Raw genomic sequence first — 22756 nt, forward strand, 5'->3', positions numbered from 1 at the left:
TTATCTTCTAATATTTTTTACACAGAATGTCTCTAAATGGAGTTGAATAGTAATGAAAGCAGCAGGAATAAAAGATAAGTGGAATAGACCATTGAGAGATTTAAGAATAAGCGTTACAGATCAGTGTAATTTCCGTTGTCGGTATTGTATGCCGGCAGAAATTTTTGGACCAGATTATCCTTTTTTGTCCTCAAATGAATTGCTGTCCATTGAGGAACTAGAAAGGTTGGCAAAAATATTTGTATCGTTGGGAGTAGAAAAAATCAGATTGACTGGTGGAGAGCCATTATTGCGAAAAGATATTTCTACCCTAATTAATAAATTAACAAAAATACAAGGTTTACAAGATATAGCATTAACAACAAACGGTGTTTTTCTTCCGAAATATGCAAATAAGTTAAAAGAAGCTGGATTAAAAAGGGTAAATATCAGCTTAGATAGCTTAAATGATCAGCTCTTTGGAGAAATTAACGGCAGAAATGTAGGAGTTGCACCTGTTAAAAAAGGGATACAAGCAGCTAAAAATGCTGGGCTGGGCGTAAAAATTAATATGGTGATTAAAAAGGGGTTAAATGATCAAGAAATAATACCGATGGCACAATACTGTAAAGAGGAAGGGCTTGAGCTTCGATTTATTGAGTATATGGATGTTGGAAGCACTAATGGATGGAAATTAGATCAGGTCATAACGAAAAAAGAAATATTTGCTATACTAGACCAGCATTTTTCATTATTGCCTGTAGAAGCAGATTATTATGGGGAAGTTGCAAAAAAATACCAGTATGAAGAGGAAGAAGTATATGTTGGCTTCATCACTTCTGTATCAGAATCATTTTGTTCTACCTGCACGAGATCTCGACTGTCAGCGAATGGCAAGCTCTATACATGTTTATTTAACGGAAATGGACACGATCTACGGGATTTTATGAGAGCAGGAGCAACAGATCAAGAGTTGAGAAACTATATTTGTCGGATCTGGGAAAACCGAACGGATCGATATTCTGATGAACGGACAGAAGAATCTGCAGCAGCACGAAAAAAAGTGGAAATGTCTTATATTGGTGGATAATGTTTACCCATTTCTATCGTTATACATGAAAACGGAATAGGAGAAGGTGGAGAAATGCTTGTTGAAAAAAGAACTCCCATACAAGTGGATGAGGCAGTAAAAAAAGTGATGGAATTTAAAAAAGAAGGAAGAAAGGAATATGTTTCAATCGATGAAAGTAATAACCGCTACTTATGTGAACCTATAACAGCCAGTCATGATGTACCAAGATTTGACCGTTCTGGATATGATGGCTTTGCACTCCGTTCCAGCGATACAGTTGATGCATCAGAGCAAAATCCAATATGTTTTGAAATAATAGATGAAATTGGGGCTGGCCAAGTTTGCAGCAAAAGCATTGGAAAAAATCAGGCGGTTCGCATTATGACAGGCGCGATGCTTCCGGAAGAATGTGATGCAGTTGTGATGTTTGAACATGTTTCTTTCTTTAGCAGCAAGGAAAAGTCATATATAACGGTAAAGCATCATCTGGAAAAAGGAGTAAATATTTCTTTTCAAGGAGAAGATGTAAAAAATGGAACGGTATTAATTGAAAAAGGAACAAAAATAAATCCGGGAATTATGGCATTGCTTGCAACTTTTGGCTATGAAAAGGTGCCTGTTGCTAAGAAGCCAGTTGTTGGTATTTTTGCAACAGGCACCGAACTTTTAGAGGTATATGAAGAGCTGGAAGAAGGAAAGATTAGAAACAGCAATGCTTATATGATGAAAGCACAAGTGGAAAGAGCTGGAGCAATTCCTTTATATTTTGGAAAACTGGCCGATGTTTTAGATTCTAGTTACGAAGCGATTAGAGAGGCTGTAAATAATGTGGATCTCCTTATTACAACTGGCGGCGTGTCAGTGGGGGATTTTGATCTGCTTCCAGATATTTATAAAAAACTTGGAGCAGAGGTGCTTTTTAATAAGATAGCGATGCGTCCAGGAAGTGTCACAACGGTAGCACATCTTAATGGGAAATTATTATTCGGCCTTTCCGGGAATCCTTCTGCATGTTATGTCGGCTTTGAATTATTTGCAAATCCAATAATTAAAAGTATGCTATTTTCGCAAAAACCCCATCTGCAAATAGCAAAGGCTACTTTAAAAGAAGATTTTTTATCACCTAATGCTTTTACTAGGTTGATTCGAAGCAGAGTGACTATTACTGATGGAAGTTTGGAAACAAGGACAAGCGGGGTAGATAAATCGACCATTGTAAGCAGTCTAGCCTTTGCCAATGCCTTAACAATTTTACCAGGCGGAGATAAAGGATATAAATCTGGGGAGCAGGTGCGTGTCATCCTTCTTGAGGAAGATGCAGGAAGTGAGTGTCCCTGGTAAACAATGGGAGGGGAATAATCCTCTCCCGTTGTCAAAAAGTTTAAATGGAAAGCTCAGTCTGTATTCAAGTTAAGGAATCATCCAAGAAAGTATGCTGCTTTGCAGGAAGGTAATAATGCCAATTAAAATAACGAGAAATATACTATGCTTAATCGTAAACCGCAGCAAATCAGATTCTTTTCCGGCGAGGCCTACAGCTGCACATGCGACAGCAATGGACTGCGGAGAAATCATTTTTCCGGTAACTCCACCACTGGAATTAGCGGCAACCGCAAGGACTGGATCCATCCCAACAGACATAGCCGTAATTTTTTGCAGATTTCCAAAGAGTAAATTGGCGGAAGTATCCGAACCTGTTATAAATACACCAAGCCAGCCAAGAAAAGGAGAGAAAAATGGGAATAGTGCTCCAGTTTTAGCTAATGTCATCCCAAGTGTTGTAGACATTCCAGATGCATTCGTTACATATGCAAAGCCAACGACAGAGCTTATTGTTATAATTGGAAACTTTAGCTCATTTAATGTTTGCCCCATCAAGGTGAAGCAATTTTTCCAGGACAATTTCGCCATATATTTTGTAACAATGCAGGCAAATAAAATAGCTGTTCCAGCAGCTCCTAACAGTTCTATCTTATAATTTGCTGCAATTGCTTCACCAGAATCATTAAGAATTTTATTGTGAAGCAAAGGAACTTCGGGCATAAATGTAAGTGCCTCGCCAAGACAATTAATGACCTTTAATAGACTATTACTGCCTTCATAATGTCCCGTGAAAGCCAGCTTAATGGCTGGGATTCCCCAAATCGAAATAAATGCGGTCAAGATTAAAAATGGCGACCAAGCATGAAAAATTTGTTTTTTTGTATAGGAAGGTGTATCTGCTTTAATTGCTTCAACCGAGGCTGCAGCAAGCTCTACTTCTCCTTTAAATCGAAAAATTGTTTTTGGTTTCCAAAATTTCAAAAAGACCGTAAGAGCAAATAAAGAAACTAAGGCAGATAAAATATCCGGCAATTCAGGTCCAAGGAAATTGGAGGATGCATATTGAGTAAGTGCAAAGGAGACTCCAGATACAAGCACTGCTGGCGTTACTTCCCAAAGACGCTTAAATCCTGCCATAATAATGACTAAATAAAATGGAATAAAGATAGATATGAAAGGTAGCTGACGACCGACCATTTTTGAAATTTCTAATGCTGGTATTCCAGTGGGCCCTTCAACGGCTATGATGGGAATACCAATTGCTCCAAATGCAACAGGTGCAGTATTTGCTAATAAACAAATACCCGCAGCATACAATGGATTAAAACCTAGGCCAACAAGCAGTGCAGCAGAGATAGCAACTGGAGCTCCAAATCCAGCAGCACCTTCTAAAAAAGCGCCGAAAGAAAAGGCGACAAGCAGCGCCTGTAATCTGCGATCCTCAGTAATAGATAAGATAGAATTGCGAATGATGGAAAACTGACCGCTTCTTACTGTTAATTTATATAGTAGTACAGAGGTTACAATAATCCAGCCAATGGGAAGCAAACCGTAAACAATACCTTGACTGGCAGACATTAAAGCCATTCCAGATGGCATTTTGAAAGCGGTTGCAGAAATAAACAGAGCAATACCCAAAGTAGTTAGTCCAGCAATATGGCCTTTCATCCGTTTAATAGCTAATGCCCAAAAGAAGTACAAAATAGGAATTAATGCTACGATTGCCGATAGAGCTAAATTATCGCCAACCGCTGTGAAATTTTGCGTAAATGACATCAAAATTCATCTCCTTTGTTCATGCTTCCGATTTCAAATTTCTCTGTCCAACATTTGATATCAAATCATCTTTTTTTGGAGCTTGGTAACTAATTAATTTCTAACCCCAATGCCCATTTCACTTTATCAGAAAGCTCTGCAATGCACTCAGAGTAACTCCTTCAGATTTCATCCATCCTTTTCTTGTTCCTTCTAGGTAACCGTTTACAAAAAAGGATGAACTAAATGAGGTCATCTGATGACTTGATGAATTTAATTATAAATTTCAAAAATGGAAAAAACAAGATATTTTTGACAAAATTATGTCTTTTTTTATGTGTTTAGTAACTTTTGCGGTATAATTAATTTAAACAGAGTGTGCTCTGGAGGTACAGCCATGGAATTTAAACAGATTAAACCAAAAAAAATTTATGAAGAAGTGTCGGATGCACTTCATGACGCAATACGCTTAGGGCAGTTAAAGCCGGGAGACAGAATGGCATCTGTTCAACAGCTTTCAGAAAATTTCCAAGTAAGTCGTTCAGCAGTTAGAGAAGCTTTATCTGCATTAAAGGCAAAAGGATTAATTGATATAAGACAAGGGGAAGGCACTTATGTAAGGCAATTTGAACCGGATGAAATTGCGTTTTCTTTTCCTGCAGCTATTTTAATGAATCAAAAAGATGTTAATCACTTGCTTGAAGTAAGGAGAATAATGGAAACTGGAGCAGCAGCAGCTGCTGCCAAGCGACGTACTAAAGAAGATTTGGAAAAAATGAAAGAGGCGTTAAATGATATGAAAGCCGCTAACGGAGTCGAAGAATTAGGGGAAAAGTCTGATCTTCAATTTCATCTTGCTGTTGCGGAGTCATCACAAAATCCCTTGTTAACGAACCTGTTATTAAATGTTTCGGATTTAATGCAAGAGACGATGAAAGAAACGAGGCGATTGTGGCTATTTTCTAAACAAACAACAACAGAGAGGCTTTACGAAGAACATTTAGAAATATATCAAGCAATAGTAGACCAAGATGAGAATCGAGCAAACGCTGCAATGCTTTACCACTTGCAAAAGGTGGAAGCTGTTTTGCATCAATATTTTCACGAGAAAGAGCCTAAAGGGTAAAATTTTACCCTTTAGGCGGAAAAATCTTTCATTTTCTCCTAACATTTGCAACCCTCAGCTTAGATTATCTGCACAATTTACTTACTGCATCTTTTCAATAAATAAAATTATTGAAAAAGTGAAATACAATCATTGTAAAAAAATCTCCTTGATAATTGTAAAAAATAGTATTATATTTACGGAAACGCTTTAAAATGGTATAACTTGTTAAAACTGTGGGAATAGGTAAAAAACAGTCATCAGATGACCTGTTCATTTGTATATCTGATTATGATGAGATTTTTATCCCACACTTAACGGACAGTAAGCCCAATGTCATTAAGTTAAACTTCAATATATTGGGAATTTAATAAAAAGTGGGAGTATGCGTAGGGTTTCCGTGGCTTACCGCTCGTTTCCCATGGGGCAACGCTTGAGCCGCCTCTCCAAACCAATCATTTTTAAAATATTACAATTTATGGAATCTTAAGTTGGCATTGGCAGTAAGCCCCACCTCGGGGATGCTGAGAAATCAAGGAAGCTAGGTGGGGGATAACTGCCCGTAAAGGTCCGATAAGTGCAACCAACCATCAGTGGGAGATGAAGAAAACCCCCACTGATGGAAGGTTCACTTTATAAATGAAAATCTTAAGCTAATTCTAAAAGGGGATGTAAGCAAATGAAAGTGACATTATTTGCAACATGTTTAGTAGATATGTTTCAAAGCGATATCGGCAAAGCAACAGTGGAATTACTTGAACGCCTTGGATGTGAAGTAGAGTTTCCGACAAACCAAATCTGCTGTGGGCAGCCTTCTTATAACAGTGGATTTGTCGAAAAGTCAAAGGAAGCAATGAAAACAATGATGAAAGCATTTGAACATGCTGAATATATTGTTAGTCCTTCTGGTTCATGTGCTTATATGTTTCACGAATATCAGCATGTTTTTAAAGGGGATTCCGTCTGGGAGCCAAAAGCAAAGGAACTTGCTTCTAAAACATATGAATTAACGCAATTTATTGTAGATGTTTTAAAGATAGAGGATGTTGGTGCAAGCTTCTATGGCAAAGTAACGTATCATACATCCTGCCATATGACTAGATTGCTAGGTGTCAAAGAGGCTCCTATTAAACTGTTGAAAAATGTTAAAGGGATTGAGTACGAGGAATTGCCCAGCAAAGAAAACTGCTGTGGTTTTGGAGGAACTTTCTCCGTGAAGATGGGGCAAATTTCTGAGCAAATGGTAGATGAGAAGGTTCATTGTGTGGAAGAAACAGGTGCTGAATATTTAATAAGTGCAGATGCAGGCTGTTTAATGAATATTGGCGGTAGATTGGCAAGGAAAAAAAAGCCAGTAAAAGTGCTTCATATTGCAGAAGTTTTAAATAGTCGATCATAAGAACAAAAGCCCAAGCGCCCTTGCTCACAGAGGTATGTACTGTACGGTGAAGCAAGACTTTTATCTAAATTAAGAGGTGAATTATTAGTAGTATAAGGGGGATGCAGTTATGTCGATGAAAACAAGTTCCGTAAAATTTAAAGAACGAGTCAACAGTGAATTAAAAAATGAATTTATGCGCGGAGCCGTCTCTAAAGCACAGGAAACCATTCAAACGAGAAAAAATGCTGTTACAGAGGAAATGGGAAACTGGGAAGAATGGCGTTTACATGGAGAAGAAATTCGGCAGCATGTTTTGGAAAACCTCGATTATTATTTATATGAACTAAGTGAAAATGTAGCAAAAAAAGGCGGTCATGTCTTCTTTGCCAAAACCGCAGAGGAAGCAAGCAATTATATTCATGATATTGCGAAAAAGAAACAGGCGAAAAAAGTAGTAAAAGCAAAATCAATGGTAACAGAAGAAATTTCCTTAAATCAGAAGTTGGAAGATTCAGGCTGTACGGTCATAGAGACAGATTTAGGAGAATATATCCTTCAACTGGATGATCATGATCCACCATCCCATATTGTTGTTCCGGCATTACATAAAAATAAAGAACAGATTCGTGATGTATTTGCCAAAAAATTAAATTACACCAATACAGAAAGGCCTGAGGAATTAGCATGGCATGCCCGACAAGTGCTTCGCCAGGAATATTTGACAGCAGATATAGGCATAACAGGATGCAACTTTGCAGTGGCAGAGACAGGTTCCATAACATTAGTAACAAATGAAGGAAACGCTGATCTTGTTGCCGCATTACCGAAAACACAGATTGTCGTTATGGGCATGGAAAGGATTGTACCGACATTTGAGGAAATGGAAGTACTTGTCGGCATGTTGACGAGAAGTGCGGTCGGACAAAAATTAACAAGTTATATCACAACATTAACAGGACCAAAAGAATTGGATGATGTCGATGGTCCAGAAGAATTTCATCTAGTTATTGTCGATAATGGCAGATCTTCTATTCTAGGAGGAGAATTCCAGTCTGTACTGCAGTGCATCCGCTGTGCTGCTTGCATCAATGTCTGTCCAGTATACCGACAAGTGGGCGGCCATTCCTATGGATCCATATATTCAGGTCCTATTGGAGCAGTATTATCCCCGCTTCTTGGCGGATATGAGGAGTATAAAGAATTGCCTTATGCATCGACGTTGTGTGCAGCTTGTACCGATGCATGTCCGGTGAAAATACCTCTTCATCAATTATTGCATAAGCATCGGCAAATTATTGTGGAGAAAGAAGGAAAAGCACCTGTTTCTGAAAAGATGATTTTTAATGCATTCGGGCTTGGTGCCTCATCTCCAGTATTGTATAATATCGGTTCTAAAATAGCGCCTGCTGTTGTAAAGCCATTATCAAAAGGAGATAAAATTACAAAGGGGGTTGGGTTATTAAAGGAATGGACAGATAGTCGCGATTTCCCTGCTCCCACAAAAGAAAGATTTCGAGATTGGTTTAAAAATCGTCATAAAGGGGGCAGCAATCATGCAAGGTTCGATTCAGAACAGAGAGGCATTTCTTCAAACGATAGCAAGTAGACTTGGCAGAGAAAGAAAAACGGAAATAATGAAGCCAGTATGGGCATACAATCCACAAGAACAAGTTTTAAAGGATGCAACAAAAGAGGAGCTAGTAGATGTTTTAAAAACACAGTGTTTAAAAATTCATACAGATTTAACCATTGCCACTAAAGCCGAGCTTCCTGAAAAACTTCATCATCTAATTAAGGAATATGGCGGGAAATCAATTGTCACCTGGAAAGATGCCAGGTATGAAGAATATGGCGTAAATAAACTGTTAAAAGAAGAGTTGAAGATGGAGGATATAGAGGTATTTGAATGGGAATCCTCCATTGGAAAAGAAAACATTGATAAAGCAGACCATGCCAATATTGGCATTACGATAAGTGAAATGACGTTAGCTGAATCTGGCACAGTCGTCTTATTCAGCGGGAAAGATAGAGGAAGAACTGTAAGCTTCTTGCCCACCCATTCCATCGTTATTGTTCCAAAAAGCACCCTTGTTCCACGAATGACACAAGCAGCAAAAATGTTAAGAGACAAAGTGCAAAATGGGGAGCAAATAGCTTCTTGCATCAATTATATAACTGGACCGAGCAACTCAGCAGATATTGAAATGAATCTTGTTGTCGGAGTGCACGGACCAATAAAAGCAGCATATATATTGGTAGAAGATATATAAATTTTTAAGAGAGCCGGCCGCCTGAGGCTGCTCTTTCTTTTTTTGCTTGAAGCTGGATAAGCTACGGGGAAATCGGCATGAAAAGGAAACAAGATGCTGGAAAAAACAACATTGCTGTAAACAGCACTCATGCATGGAGTGGAAACTCACCAATTGCACCGCTTAAACTGTTTATTTTTTCTGCGTGTTATAAATTTTTATTATGAAATAACTGAATAATTAGAAAACAAATACTTTTAAGAAAAACTGTTGATTTTATAATATGAAGTTTTTATAATAAGAGAATCGAATATTAATAAATATAAAGACGAATGATTAAATATACATCATTTCCTGATGAAGGAGGAAATTATGAAGGCGGCAATTATTGGTACAACAGGCTATGGCGGGGTTGAGTTAATTAGAATCCTCCATACACACCCTGAAATTGATATACAATCAGTTCATACAACAAGAGATGAAGTTCCAGTTTGGAATGAATACCCTCATTTATATAATATTGTGGAAAAAAAATTAGAAAAAATACATCCTCATAAAATTGCTGAAGAATGTGACATTGTTTTCTTTGCTACACCATCTGGAGTTTCTAGTAAACTTGTAGAAGATTTTGCCGAGACCTCCATTAAAATGGTCGATTTATCTGGAGATTTAAGATTAAGGAATACGGAAGATTATAAAAAATGGTATAAAAAAGAGCCTGCGAAAACAGAGTTAATCAGCCAATTTGTATATGGACTTTCTGAATGGAATAAAGAAGAAATAAAACAGGCAAAATGGATATCTAATCCTGGCTGCTATCCAACAGCAACATTATTAGGACTTGCGCCAGCTGTTAAAGAGGGAATTGTAAAACCTGATAGCATCATCGTTGATGCAAAGTCTGGCATATCAGGTGCAGGAAGAAGTCCATCAAGAGGCACTATGCTTGCTGAGATGAATGAAAATTTTAAAATTTATAAAGTGAATCAGCATCAGCATATTCCAGAAATTGAACAGCAGTTGACAGACTGGAACAGTGATATACAGCCAATTACTTTTTCTACCCATTTGCTTCCAACAAACAGAGGCATTATGGCAACAATATACGCTTCATTAAAAGAAGGGTTTACTACGGCCTCCATTCACGAATTATATAAGGAAGCATATAAAGATCAGCCTTTTGTCCGTGTCCGTCCAGTAGATACATTCCCAACAATTAAGGAAGTCAGCGGATCGAATTATTGTGATATTGGCATTCATGCAGATGAAAGAACAGGAAGAGTAACCATTATCTCAGTTATCGACAATTTAATGAAAGGGGCAGCAGGGCAGGCAGTTCAAAATGCGAACATCATGAATGGGTTGCATGAAACAACTGGATTAAACTTTTTACCGCTGTACCCATAAGGAGGAGCAACCGTGCAGGTTATATCGAATATTAATGAAGAACAGTCATCCACAATAAAAGAAATCGCTGACGGATCCATCGTATCCCCAATCGGATTTAAAGCAGCGGGAGTGCATGCAGGATTAAGATACAACAAAAAGGATTTAGGAGTAATTGTAAGTGAAGTGCCAGCGAACAGTGCAGCAGTATATACAACAAGCCATTTTCAAGCGGCACCATTAAAGGTGACACAGGAATCTATTGCAGCGGAAAAATTAATCCAGGCTGTTGTTGTAAATAGTGCATGTGCAAATGCTTGTACAGGCGAAAAGGGACTGGAAGATGCTTATACAATGCGTCAATTAATGGCAGATCATTTAAAGATAAAAAAGGAATATGTTGCCGTTTCTTCTACAGGAGTAATTGGTGAATACCTAAAAATGGATAAAATAGATGCTGGAATAAAACAATTAGAACACAATGATACTCCAGGTCACGCAGATGCTTTTCAAGAAGCAATCTTAACAACTGACACAGTAATGAAAAAATGCTGCTACTCAAGTCAGATTGCGGGCGAAACAGTTACGATGGGCGGTACAGCAAAAGGGTCGGGAATGATTCATCCAAATATGGCGACAATGCTGAGCTTTATTACAACAGATGCAAATATTGATTCCGATTTATTGCAGGAGTCATTAAGTATGGTAATTCCAACAACCTTTAACCAAATTACTGTTGATGGAGATACATCCACAAATGATACAGTTTTAGTCATGGCGAACGGTTTAGCGAAAAACAGCCCGCTGACAAAAGAACATCCTGATTATCCCGTTTTCTTAGAATTATTAACAAAAACGTGTGAAAGCTTAGCAAAACAAATTGCTAAGGATGGAGAAGGGGCAACCAAATTAATTGAAGTGGAAGTGTCCGGGAGCGAATCAGAGGAAGAAGCAAGAATGATTGCCAAACAAATAGTAGGATCTAACCTAGTGAAAACAGCAGTATATGGATCGGATGCAAACTGGGGAAGAATTATAACAGCAATAGGACAAACAAAAACAAATGTAAATCCTTCTACCGTAGACATTTCTATTGGAAATATCGTAATGCTGAAAAAAAGTGAGCCACAGGCGTTTTCAGAAGAGGAAGCAATCAGCTATTTGAATGAAGATTTCATAAAAATTGCTGTTGATCTTCATAATGGAGAAGCAAAGGGCAAGGCTTGGGGATGCGATTTATCTTATGATTATGTAAAAATAAACGCAAGCTATAGAACGTAGGAGTGAGCCAAATTGAAAACAATTCTAATCAAATGCGGCGGAAGTGTAATAGATCAACTTTCAGATGATTTTTTTACTAGTTTAAAAGAATTAAAGAAAAGCGGCTATCAATTAGTATTTGTACATGGAGGCGGACCCGATATTAATGAAATGCTTAAAGTGATGGGAGTGGAGCCAGTATTTCATAACGGGCTCCGCAAAACGACAGCAGAAACGTTGAATATTGTGGAAATGGTGCTTTCAGGGAAAACAAATCGAAAGCTTGTGCAATTATTAAGCAAACATGGTTTATCTGCTGTAGGAATCAATGGAACAGACGATCAGTTAATCCAAGCATCCATTATTGATGAAGAAAATCTTGGTTTAGTCGGCAATGTGCAGCAAGTAAACAGCGATCTTATTCACTTGCTTTTAGAAAAAGACTATATTCCTGTTATCACGCCGCTCGGCAGTACAGAAGACAGCAAAAAGTTAAATATAAATGCAGATTATGCTGCAGCTGCGGTCGCAAAAAGCCTGAATGTAGAACATTGCATGTTTGCTACCGATGTAGAAGGAATTATCATTGACGGAAAAGTCGCTTCCCTTTTAGAAGAAGACGAAGTGACACATTATATTGAGGAAGGCCAAATTACTGGAGGTATGATTCCGAAAGTAACGTCGGCTCTTGCAGCATTGGACAGCGGATTGAAGAGTGTCATGATTGTTTCAGGGAAAAAAGCCTTTTATCAAGATGAAACGTTAAAGGGAACACAAATTGTAAAAAAGCAGGAGGTAATCAAATGAGTCATTTATTTCCAACCTATGCGAAATGGGAAGTGGAACCAGAATCAGCTAAAGGGAGCTATTTAACTGGAATAGATGGAAAGACATATTTAGATTTTACATCTGGAATTGGTGTATGCAACTTAGGACATTGTCATGAGGAAGTAAAAGCAGCGATTGAAGACCAGCTGTCGAAATTTTGGCATGTATCCAATCTTTTTCCAGTCGGAGTACAAGAGAAGGCCGCAGACCTTTTAGCAGCTGCAAGCGGAATGGATCTTGTCTTTTTTGCAAACAGCGGGGCAGAGGCAAACGAAGCAGCAATAAAATTAGCAAGAAAAGCAACTGGGAAAACGAAGATTATCACTTTCTTATCCTCCTTCCACGGCAGAACTTTTGCCACTATGTCTGCAACAGGACAAGATAAAATTAAGCACGGCTATGGCCCGATGCTAGAAACATTTGAATATGTTCCATTTAATGATATCGAGGCACTGGAAAATCAGTTAACAGATGATGTAGCGGCTGTTATGCTGGAAGTCATTCAAGGAGAAGGCGGCATTCATGTAGGAACAAAAGAATTTTTGCAAAAAGTAGAAGCACTATGCAAAGAAAAGGGAGCATTGCTTATTGTTGATGAAATTCAAACAGGAATCGGCCGGACAGGAACACCGTTTGCTTTTCAGCAATTTGGTATAAATCCAGATATTATTTCCTCTGCAAAAGGACTGGCAAATGGAATGCCAGTAGGTGCCATTGCAGCAAAAGAAGCATTAAAAGAATATTTTGGTCCAGGAAGCCATGGAACGACATTTGGCGGAAATCCACTGGCAATGGCTGCAGCCATTAAAACGATGGAAATCATTTTTAATGAGTCTTTCTTGCAAGAAGTGAATGAAAAAAGCGAGTATATAATGAGTGCCTTAGACGGAAAATTAGGGCAAAACATGCATGTGAAAGATATCCGCGGCAAAGGCTTGATGATCGGAATTGAAATGGATCAGCCAGTCGGAGATATTTTAAGCGAGCTAAGAAAAGACGGACTTATTGTCTTGCCAGCCGGGAATAATGTGATTCGTCTGCTTCCAAGTTTAACTTGTATAAAAGAGGATATCGACAAAGCAGTAGAAATACTAGAAAAACGGATAAATTTTTTCACAAAAGTGACAGTTTAAGATGAATTTTTTTGCAAATTGATGTATAATTATAAAAAATATCATATAAATATACATTGATTTTTCGAGAATATATTGGGATTTGACTGGTTGTCGAATAGGTCAAATGCCTGAAATAAAGAATATAGAGGTGTACAAAATGGAAGGATATTTGTACTTAAAGAATGGAGCGCAATATAAAGGAACATTTCTTACGGATACAGCAGAAAAAGCAGCTGTGAAGGGTGAAATTGTTTTTTTTACAGGAATGACTGGATATCAAGAGGTGCTGACAGATCCTTCTTATAAAGATCAAATCGTTGTTTTTACGTACCCTTTAATAGGTAACTATGGAATTAACAATGAAGACTTTGAAAGCAAAAAGCCCCATGTTGCAGGAGTAATTGTATATGAAGCGAATAAAGAAGCGTTTCATTATCAATCACAGCACTCTCTAGTAGAATATTTGCAAAAGTGGAATATTCCGTTATTAGCACATGTTGATACGAGAGCGATCGTAAAAAACATCCGTAATGAAGGATCCATGCCAGCTATCATGACAACAAAGACTGATGCAGGAGCATCAGACATCCTGCTTCAAAAGAGCGTGAAAGTTGCTCAAGTTTCCGATAGCAATATACAAACATATGGAGAAGGAGACTACCATATTGTATTAGTGGACTTCGGCAAAAAAGAATCCATGTTGGATGCTTTACTTGAAAGAGGATGCAAAGTAACAGTTGTTCCATTTAATACGTCGTTTGCAGAAATCAAAGACTTGGAACCAAATGGAATTCTATTATCGAATGGACCTGGGGATCCAAAAGAAATAGAAGAAGTGCTGCCTACAGTAAAAGAATTGATTAAGAACTATCCTACACTTGGAATCTGCTTAGGACATCAATTAGCAGCATTATCCCTTGGTGGCGAAACGTCCAAACTATCTTTTGGCCATAGAGGGGCGAATCATCCAGTAATGGATAAAACAAATAAAAAAGTTATTATGTCTTCACAAAATCATAGTTACGTAGTGGAAGAAGACAGTTTAAAGGATACAGGCTGCGCGATGCGTTTTTACAACCTGCATGATGGATCTGTTGAAGGGTTATCACATAAAGTCTATCCATTGTTAACTGTTCAATTCCATCCAGAAGCAAATCCAGGTCCTTCAGAAGGCCATTATATATTTGATGAATTTATCGAAAATGTCAAAGCAAATTATGGGAGAGTTTTTGCATATGCCTAAAGATACAGCGTTAGAAACAGTACTCGTAATCGGATCAGGTCCCATTGTAATTGGGCAAGCAGCAGAATTTGATTATGCTGGAACACAAGCATGCATGGCTTTAAAAGAAGACGGCTATAAAGTAATTCTTGTAAATAACAATCCAGCAACTATTATGACAGATCAAACATTTGCGGATTCGATTTACTTTGAACCATTAACAGTGGATGTATTAGAAAAAATCATTCAAAAGGAAAAACCAGATGGATTGCTTGCCACATTAGGCGGGCAAACGGGGCTGAACCTTGCATTCCAATTAAGTGAACAAGGAATTTTGGAGAAGTATAATGTAAAGCTTCTTGGAAGTTCTATAGAATCCATCAAAAAAGGGGAAGACCGAGAAGCTTTCCGCGAATTAATGTATGAATTAAATGAGCCGGTTCCTGAGAGCAAAATTGTACATGAAGTAGAAGAAGCAGTGCAATTTGCAGAAGAAATCGGTTTTCCAATCATTGTACGTCCTGCCTATACATTAGGTGGAACAGGCGGTGGAATTGCTGGAAATATGGAAGATTATAAGAAGCTTGTAGCTGGCGGTCTGCAAGAGAGTGCCATCGGACAATGCTTAGTAGAAAGAAGCATCGCTGGTTTTAAGGAAGTAGAATATGAAGTAATGCGGGACAGCATGAATACATGCATTACGATTTGTAATATGGAAAATATAGATCCAGTCGGCATTCATACGGGGGACAGCATCGTTGTTGCGCCATCCCAAACATTAACGGATGTAGAATATCAAATGCTTCGCTCTGCATCAATCAAAATAATATCTGCTTTAGGTATTATCGGGGGCTGTAATATTCAGTTTGCCCTTGATCCAAACAGCAAAAAATATTATTTAATTGAAGTGAATCCAAGGGTAAGCCGTTCTTCCGCATTGGCTTCGAAAGCAACTGGATATCCTATTGCGAGAATGGCAGCAAAATTGGCAGTTGGCTATACACTAAATGAAATTATCAACCCAGTAACAGGAGATACTTTTGCAAGCTTCGAGCCTGCACTAGACTATGTAGTCGTTAAATTCCCAAAATGGCCGTTTGATAAATTCCCAACTGTTTCAAGAAAACTAGGCACTCAAATGAAGGCAACTGGGGAAGTAATGGGCATCGACCGTAATATGGAAAGAGCCTTGCTTAAAGCAATCCGTTCCCTGGAAATTAAAGTGAATGACTTGAAACAGCCAAATCTAGCTCCATTATCAGTGGATGATTTAATGGTCAAGCTACACGAGCAGTCAGATGAAAGATTTTTTGTTGTAATGGAATTAATCAGAAAAAATGTTTCTTTAGAAGAACTGCATTCTTTAACAAAAATTGACTTATTCTTCCTTCATATATTCAAAAGACTTATCAAAATGGAAGAGGAAATTTCGAATTCCAATGCAGCGGATACGTCAAAAGAAATGCTGCATACATGGAAAGAAAAAGGATTCAGTGATGCTTTTATTGCAAGTCAATGGGGATGTTCGGAAAAACAAGTTCGGGAAAAAAGAAAAGAATTTAATATTCTTCCAATATATAAAATGGTTGATACATGTGCAGCAGAATTTGAAGCAAAAACAAATTATTATTATTCCAGCTTTTATGGCGAGAATGAACAAACAGAAAGCGATAAGCGAAAAGTACTTGTAATCGGAAGCGGACCAATCCGCATAGGTCAAGGAATTGAATTTGATTATTGCTCTGTACATGGAGTATTTGCACTTAAAGATGAAAATATTGAAACCATCATAATTAATAATAATCCTGAAACAGTAAGTACCGATTTTGCTACTGCTGATCGTTTATATTTTGAACCCCTTGTGACTGAAGATATCATGAACGTAATTGAGTCAGAAGGAATCAAAGAAGCAATTGTTCAATTAGGAGGACAAACTGCTCTTAATGTTGCCAAAGCATTAGAAGAATATGGCGTCGAAATTCTAGGAAATAGCAGCCATACTATTGATTTGCTGGAAGATAGAGATTTGTTTTATCAATTATTGGATGAAGAAAGTATTCCACATATTCAAGGTGATATTGTTTTTAAAGAAGAAGAGATCTTAGCTTCAGTTGAAAAGCTTGGATTCCCAGTTCTGATTAGACCGTCCTATGTAATTGGCGGAAAGGGAATGGAACGTATTGAAAATAACATTGATTTACAAAAATATTTAACAACAGATATTCCGTATCCTGTCCTAGTGGATCAGTTTATGTATGCTTTAGAAGCAGAATTGGATATTGCGGCGGATGGTGAAGACATTTGCGTCCCAGCAATTATGGAACATATTGAAAAAACAGGGGTTCACTCAGGTGACAGCTTATCTATCTTGCCTGCAAAAAATTTATCGGAAGCAGTAAAACAAAAAATGCTTGATTATGCGACAAAAATTGTACGCCATACAAAATATAAAGGATTAATGAATATTCAATATATAATAAACGAAGAAGATGTTTATGTATTAGAAGTTAATCCTCGCGCAAGCAGAACAGTTCCAATTATAAGCAAGGTCACAGGCGTACCATTAGTGCAAATTGCGACAAAAATATTGCTTGGGAAATATAAATTGTCAGAGCAGGAAAGTACATTTACTGAAAACATACCATTTACTTGCATCAAATATCCGGTATATTCCAATTATGCACTAAAAGGATTAGATTCCAAACTAGGTCCAGAAATGAGATCAACCGGAGAAGGAATTGCGCTTGCAGATTCCATTGAGGAAGCATTGAAAAAAGTGTTCCATCCAACGCTTAAGAAAGTGTCGGATAAACAATTGGTCATCAAAGCAGATCAAAGCAATAGCCTGTTAAAAGAAAAGGCAGAAGCTGCTGGATTAACGGTAATTGAGACAAGCGAAGAGGTAGAGAAATATTTGACGCAAAAAGAAACAGTTGCTTTTTATAATAATACAAAAGAGGAAAAGGACCAATCTTTGCGTGAATTAGCTACATTAAACAGAATTATAACATTTACACAAGAAGAAAGTGCAGAAGCATTTATTGATTCCTTTAAAGTGGATGATTTCACTGTTTCATCGATAAATGATTGGCATAATAAGTTGAAAAAGGACGTGAGTATTGTATGATTACAACTTCAGTTTTAGATTTAAAAGGCAAGGATCTGCTGACGCTTGCAGATGTGTCGCCTGAAGGTATTTTATTGCTTTTAGAAAAAGCAAAAGAAATTAAAGAAGCGAAATTGAGCGGAAAAGAATATACACCGTTAAAAGGAAAAACATTAGGGATGATTTTTGAAAAATCATCCACTAGAACAAGAGTATCCTTTGAAGCAGGCATGGTTCAGCTTGGCGGACATGCACTATTTTTAAGCAGCCGTGATTTGCAAATTGGGAGAGGAGAACCGATTTCGGATACTGCAAAAGTATTATCTGAATATGTAGATGCAATCATGATTCGTACTTTTTCTCATGATATCATCACGGAGCTGGCGGAGCACGCTTCCATTCCAGTTATTAATGGACTGACAGATCTTTACCACCCTTGCCAAGCATTGGCCGATTTACTAACGATTCTAGAAATTAAAGGAACGTTAAAAGGCCATAAGCTTGCTTACATTGGAGATGGAAACAATGTGGTTCACTCTTTATTAATTGCATGTTCAAAGGTCGGCATTGATATTGCCGTTGCGACACCAGTTAACTACGAACCGAATAAAGAAGTGGTTGCTTTAGCAGAAAAATTTGCAAAGACAAGTGGAAGCAGCATATTAATAACAACAAATCCTGTTGAAGCAGTAGAAAAAGCAGATGTTATTTATTCAGATGTTTGGACTAGTATGGGGCAAGAAGAAGAAAACGAACAACGTTTAAAAGACTTCCAAGGCTTCCAAATTAACAGTGAACTAGTAAAACATGCAAAAGATAACTATATCTTTTTACATTGTTTGCCTGCCCATCGTGAAGAAGAAGTAACAGCAGAAATCATCGACGGCAGCAATTCAGCAGTATTCCAGCAAGCAGGGAATAGACTGCATGCTCAAAAAGCATTGTTAGTAGAAATTTTAAAATAAACAAAAGCGGAAGCGCCAGTTTTAATCTAACTTCAAAGTTTATGTTCTTAGCGAAAACCTCCTGTTGTGGGAGGTTTTTACTTTTTAAAAAGTGTACAATCCAATCCCCTTTCTTGTCATTATCTCCAAAAAAATAAATAGAATTCTACTTAATGTAAACAAAAATTTCCTTCATGTAAGCAGAAAAAAAGGAAATAATAAAAAAGCAGTTAAAAAAACTGTTTTTCATTTCAAGGAGGAGTTTTATGGGACAAAATAGACAGTTTCGTTCAGGACAAAAAGCCCCAAATAATGGTTTATATATTGAAATCGGTGAAACCGGAAGCAATGTGAAAAATCCTCAAACATTAAAAATGAAAGCAGGAGACCGTTTTCCTGAAACTTCCAACCACAATAGGATCTGGACGTATCAAAGAAAACCTTAATTGAATTAGCTCAAGCCATCCGGTAACGCAGATCGGATGGCTTTACATATGGATAAAAAAGCCTATAATATAATTAAAGGTCAATAAAGGTCAAGGGAGGCTTTTATTAATGAATTTCGATAAAATGACGGAAAAAGTTCAATTAGCTTTTAGTGAAGCGCAAAATATAGCGATGAAAAAAAATCATCAAGATGTTGATGATATCCATTTATTTTTAGCAATAATAAAGCAGCAGGATAATATACTAACATCTATTTTAAATAGGTTGGATAAAGATTCAGATAAAGTTGTACAAAAATTAACAAATGAATTAGTAAAAAAGCCAGAAGTTACGTTCAGCAGTACGCAACAAGGAAATATTTATATTACAAATACACTGCAAAAAATAATGGTTCAAGCAGACGAGGAAAGAAAAAAGCTGGATGACGATTATCTTTCCATCGAACATTTCATGATTGCAGTATACACCGAAAAGAGTTCCACGGTTGGGAAAATTCTGAAGGAGATGGATATAAGCCGAAAGGATTTACTAAATACAATCATGCAAATTAGGGGGAATCAAAAGGTGACATCCAAAAATCCTGAAGCAACATATGAGGCATTAAAAAAGTATGGAAGAGATCTTATAGCTGAGGTTCGTTCTGGAAAAGTCGACCCTGTCATTGGAAGAGATAATGAAATCAGACATGTTATTCGAATTTTATCAAGAAAAACAAAAAATAATCCTGTTTTGATCGGTGAACCTGGAGTAGGAAAAACAGCAATAGTGGAAGGATTAGCTCAGAGGATTATACGGAAAGATGTACCAGAAGGGCTAAAAGATAAAACGATTTTTTCCCTTGATATGGGCGCTTTGATTGCAGGAGCAAAATTTAGAGGAGAATTTGAAGAACGGTTAAAAGCAGTCTTGCAAGAAGTAAAAAACAGCAATGGACAGATTCTATTATTTATCGATGAACTTCATACAATCGTCGGTGCAGGCAAAACAGATGGAGCAATGGATGCAGGCAATATGTTAAAGCCTATGCTGGCACGCGGAGAATTGCACTGTATTGGTGCTACAACTTTAGATGAGCACCGACAGTATATTGAAAAAGATCCTGCCTTAGAACGACGTTTTCAACAAGTCCTTGTTTCAGAGCCGACGGTTGAAGATACGGTTTCCATATTAAGAGGATTAAAAGAACGGTTTGAAATACATCATGGAGTCGCTATACAGGATCGCTCTTTAATTGCAGCGGCAACCATGTCTGACAGATATATAACAGATCGATTTCTTCCTGATAAAGCAATTGATTTAATCGATGAAGCATGTGCAATGATTCGAACAGAAATTGATTCTATGCCAATTGAAATTGATGAGTTAACAAGAAAAATTATGCAGCTGGAAATTGAAGAAGCAGCCCTTCAAAGAGAGGATGATGCATTAAGCCAAGAACGATTAAGTGCCATTGCAAAAGAACTGGCAGATCTTAGAGAAAAAGCGAATGCACTTAAAGCTAAATGGCAGCTGGAAAAAGAAGGATTGCAGAAAATTCAAGAGAAAAAAGAAGAAATTGAAAAGAAAAAAAGAGAACTGGAAGATGCAGAAAACAATTATGATTTAAATAAAGCAGCAGAATTAAGACATGGAACAATTCCAAAATTAGAAAAAGAATTGCAAAGTTTTGAAGAGAATGTGAGTAAAAGGAAAGAACATCGATTATTGAGAGAAGAAGTAACAGAAGATGAGATTGCAAATATTGTGGCAAGATGGACAGGAATACCTGTTTCGAAGCTGGTGGAAAAAGAACGGGAAAAGCTTCTGCGGCTGGAAAATATTTTGCATGAACGAGTTGTCGGACAAACAGAGGCAGTCAAATTAGTCAGCGATGCAGTAATAAGAGCACGTGCGGGCATTAAAGACCCAAATCGGCCAATTGGATCTTTTCTGTTTTTAGGACCAACTGGTGTTGGAAAAACAGAGTTGGCAAAAGCGCTCGCTGCTAGTTTATTTGACAGTGAAGAACAAATTATTCGCATTGATATGTCTGAGTATATGGAAAAACATGCCGTTTCCCGTTTAATTGGAGCACCCCCAGGATATATTGGCTATGAAGAAGGCGGTCAATTAACCGAAGCGATAAGAAGAAAACCATATTCAGTCGTTTTGCTCGATGAGGTAGAAAAAGCACATCCTGAAGTTTTTAATATTTTATTGCAAGTGCTGGATGATGGCAGAATAACAGATTCCCAAGGGAGAACGGTTGATTTTAAAAATACAGTCATTATTATGACGTCTAATATTGGCTCCCATCTTCTATTAGAGCAATCAAATCAGGAAGAAATAGCGAAGGATACAAGAGCAGGAGTAATGGGGCAATTAAAGGCTCATTTTAGACCAGAGTTTTTAAACAGAATTGACGAAATTATTTTGTTTAAACCATTGACATTATCGGAAATTAAAGAAATTGTTTCTAAGTTGGTTGCAAATTTGCAGGCAAGGCTTTTCGACCAGCATATTACGATTGCGATTTCAGATGCTGCAAAAGAATATATTGCCGTTAATGGATTTGACCCCGTATTTGGAGCAAGACCACTAAAAAGATTTTTGCAAAGATCGGTGGAAACGATTTTAGCTCGGGAAATCATTGCAGAAAAGATAAAAGAGCATGACAGTGTGCTAATTGATGTAAAAAACAATCAATTAGAATTAATTCACCAATAATAGCATTGATTGAAAAAACATAAAGTAGAAATCATAAAAAAGGATGACTCTAAAGTTCGTTTTATGTGAACTTTTTGGAGTCATCTTTTTTCTTTGCTTGTCCTTTTCTTCAGACCTATACAAGGCAGCGCTTGCGCTTTTCTTAAATGATAAGAAAGTATAAGTTTTCTGAAGTCTGACAAGTGTCTAGCGCAAGCACCTATCGACTTCAACGCTTCCCTCACCTCGCTTGCGTAGTCAACATCGAATCACTACGTTCTTCGTGTTTCCTTTATCTCTTCAAGGAACACAAACTAAAACCGCCACGTCCTTATGTCTTCGTTTGTGTAATCCACATCCTGTGGACCTCAGCTTTTTCTGTCGATGAGCAAGGGCGTTTGCGCATTTCTTATAGAAAGTTAAATTTTTCTAGTTTTACAGGTCTAAACGTTTTATAATATGAATTAATGGGCACCTTCATGATTTTTATCATTTGGAATAATTGCAGACATCAGAATAGTTAAAACGGTAAAAATAATACTTAAAATAACGCCTGTATTAAAGTTAAATGTATTCCCGTTCATTGAGCTTATAACGTATGTTAACATTTGAGAAAGCAGGAATGCCCAAAAGAATGTTACTAAATAACGCACTTTAATCACCTCACACTATTTCAATTCTTTTTTCATCTTATCATAATGGATCTAAATAATAAATGTCTATTAATTGAAGAAATAAATTTTTATCCCACTCTTAACGGGCAGTAAGACCCCACCACCTCAATATGCCGAGAAATGGAGGAAGCTAGGTGTGGGATAACTGCCCGTAAAGGTCCGATAAGTGCAACTAACCATCAGTGGGGATGAGGCAAATCCCCACTGATGGAAGTTTACTTTATC

18 protein-coding genes are annotated in these 22756 nt (G+C 37.4%); 16 read left to right on the plus strand and 2 right to left on the minus strand.

Annotation, left to right across the window (positions count from 1 at the left end):
* Positions 1 to 52 precede the first annotated feature (52 nt).
* Positions 53 to 1069 carry a GTP 3',8-cyclase MoaA gene (moaA, locus tag ACTYBU_RS01325; RefSeq protein ID WP_445486653.1) on the plus strand — a complete coding sequence of 339 codons (1017 nt, stop codon included), beginning with the start codon at positions 53 to 55 and terminating at the stop codon, positions 1067 to 1069.
* A 54-nt stretch (positions 1070 to 1123) separates the two neighbouring features.
* Entirely contained in the window at positions 1124 to 2392 is a 1269-nt protein-coding gene (locus tag ACTYBU_RS01330; protein ID WP_445486654.1) for a molybdopterin molybdotransferase MoeA, read from the plus strand.
* 69 nt (positions 2393 to 2461) lie between these two features.
* Here the strand turns inward: ACTYBU_RS01330 and ACTYBU_RS01335 are convergent, their stop codons facing one another.
* Positions 2462 to 4150: an L-lactate permease gene (locus ACTYBU_RS01335; RefSeq protein WP_445486655.1), complete on the minus strand. Its 1689-nt coding sequence runs from the start codon at positions 4148 to 4150 to the stop codon at positions 2462 to 2464.
* 376 nt (positions 4151 to 4526) lie between these two features.
* Between ACTYBU_RS01335 and ACTYBU_RS01340 the strand changes: the two genes are divergently transcribed.
* The 14 genes from ACTYBU_RS01340 (at position 4527) to clpB (ending at position 21878) form a co-directional block, all read left to right on the plus strand.
* Positions 4527 to 5255, plus strand: coding sequence for a FadR/GntR family transcriptional regulator (locus ACTYBU_RS01340; RefSeq protein WP_445486656.1), 729 nt, complete (start codon positions 4527 to 4529; stop codon positions 5253 to 5255).
* 658 nt (positions 5256 to 5913) lie between these two features.
* The gene (locus ACTYBU_RS01345) at positions 5914 to 6633 is read left to right on the plus strand and encodes a (Fe-S)-binding protein (protein WP_445486657.1); all 720 of its coding nucleotides are present in this window, start codon (positions 5914 to 5916) and stop codon (positions 6631 to 6633) included.
* A gap of 109 nt (positions 6634 to 6742) precedes the next feature.
* Positions 6743 to 8221, plus strand: coding sequence for a LutB/LldF family L-lactate oxidation iron-sulfur protein (locus ACTYBU_RS01350; protein ID WP_445486658.1), 1479 nt, complete (start codon positions 6743 to 6745; stop codon positions 8219 to 8221).
* Positions 8169 to 8885, plus strand: a complete 717-nt coding sequence (locus ACTYBU_RS01355; protein WP_445486659.1) for a LutC/YkgG family protein — start codon at positions 8169 to 8171, stop codon at positions 8883 to 8885. Before ACTYBU_RS01350 ends, ACTYBU_RS01355 begins: the two co-directional genes overlap by 53 nt.
* A 77-nt stretch (positions 8886 to 8962) precedes the next feature.
* Positions 8963 to 9091: a hypothetical protein gene (locus tag ACTYBU_RS01360; protein ID WP_445486660.1), complete on the plus strand. Its 129-nt coding sequence runs from the start codon at positions 8963 to 8965 to the stop codon at positions 9089 to 9091.
* Between the two features lie 145 nt (positions 9092 to 9236).
* Positions 9237 to 10271, plus strand: a complete 1035-nt coding sequence (gene argC / locus ACTYBU_RS01365; protein ID WP_445486661.1) for an N-acetyl-gamma-glutamyl-phosphate reductase — start codon at positions 9237 to 9239, stop codon at positions 10269 to 10271.
* 12 nt (positions 10272 to 10283) lie between these two features.
* Complete coding sequence (gene argJ, locus ACTYBU_RS01370; RefSeq protein WP_445486662.1) at positions 10284 to 11531, plus strand: bifunctional ornithine acetyltransferase/N-acetylglutamate synthase; 1248 nt, start codon at positions 10284 to 10286, stop codon at positions 11529 to 11531.
* Between the two features lie 12 nt (positions 11532 to 11543).
* Positions 11544 to 12317: an acetylglutamate kinase gene (gene argB, locus ACTYBU_RS01375; RefSeq protein WP_445486663.1), complete on the plus strand. Its 774-nt coding sequence runs from the start codon at positions 11544 to 11546 to the stop codon at positions 12315 to 12317.
* Positions 12314 to 13471 (plus strand): acetylornithine transaminase, encoded by a 1158-nt coding sequence (locus tag ACTYBU_RS01380; RefSeq protein WP_445486664.1) that lies wholly within the window; start codon positions 12314 to 12316, stop codon positions 13469 to 13471. Before argB ends, ACTYBU_RS01380 begins: the two co-directional genes overlap by 4 nt.
* A gap of 139 nt (positions 13472 to 13610) precedes the next feature.
* Positions 13611 to 14696 carry a carbamoyl phosphate synthase small subunit gene (locus tag ACTYBU_RS01385; protein ID WP_445486665.1) on the plus strand — a complete coding sequence of 362 codons (1086 nt, stop codon included), beginning with the start codon at positions 13611 to 13613 and terminating at the stop codon, positions 14694 to 14696.
* Positions 14689 to 17802 carry a carbamoyl phosphate synthase large subunit gene (locus tag ACTYBU_RS01390; RefSeq protein WP_445486666.1) on the plus strand — a complete coding sequence of 1038 codons (3114 nt, stop codon included), beginning with the start codon at positions 14689 to 14691 and terminating at the stop codon, positions 17800 to 17802. Before ACTYBU_RS01385 ends, ACTYBU_RS01390 begins: the two co-directional genes overlap by 8 nt.
* Positions 17799 to 18746, plus strand: a complete 948-nt coding sequence (argF, locus tag ACTYBU_RS01395) for an ornithine carbamoyltransferase (protein ID WP_445486667.1) — start codon at positions 17799 to 17801, stop codon at positions 18744 to 18746. The genes ACTYBU_RS01390 and argF overlap by 4 nt, the downstream gene beginning before the upstream one ends.
* A gap of 245 nt (positions 18747 to 18991) precedes the next feature.
* Positions 18992 to 19171 (plus strand): YjzC family protein, encoded by a 180-nt coding sequence (locus ACTYBU_RS01400; RefSeq protein ID WP_445486668.1) that lies wholly within the window; start codon positions 18992 to 18994, stop codon positions 19169 to 19171.
* Positions 19172 to 19280: 109 nt separating this feature from the next.
* On the plus strand, positions 19281 to 21878 hold the full coding sequence (gene clpB, locus ACTYBU_RS01405) for an ATP-dependent chaperone ClpB (protein ID WP_445486669.1): 2598 nt from the start codon (positions 19281 to 19283) through the stop codon (positions 21876 to 21878).
* A 443-nt stretch (positions 21879 to 22321) separates the two neighbouring features.
* Here clpB and ACTYBU_RS01410 read toward each other — a convergent pair whose 3' ends face one another.
* The gene (locus tag ACTYBU_RS01410; RefSeq protein WP_445486670.1) at positions 22322 to 22519 is read right to left on the minus strand and encodes a YjzD family protein; all 198 of its coding nucleotides are present in this window, start codon (positions 22517 to 22519) and stop codon (positions 22322 to 22324) included.
* Between the last annotated feature and the right edge of the window lie 237 nt (positions 22520 to 22756).

Source organism: Niallia sp. 03133 (genome assembly GCF_052663225.1).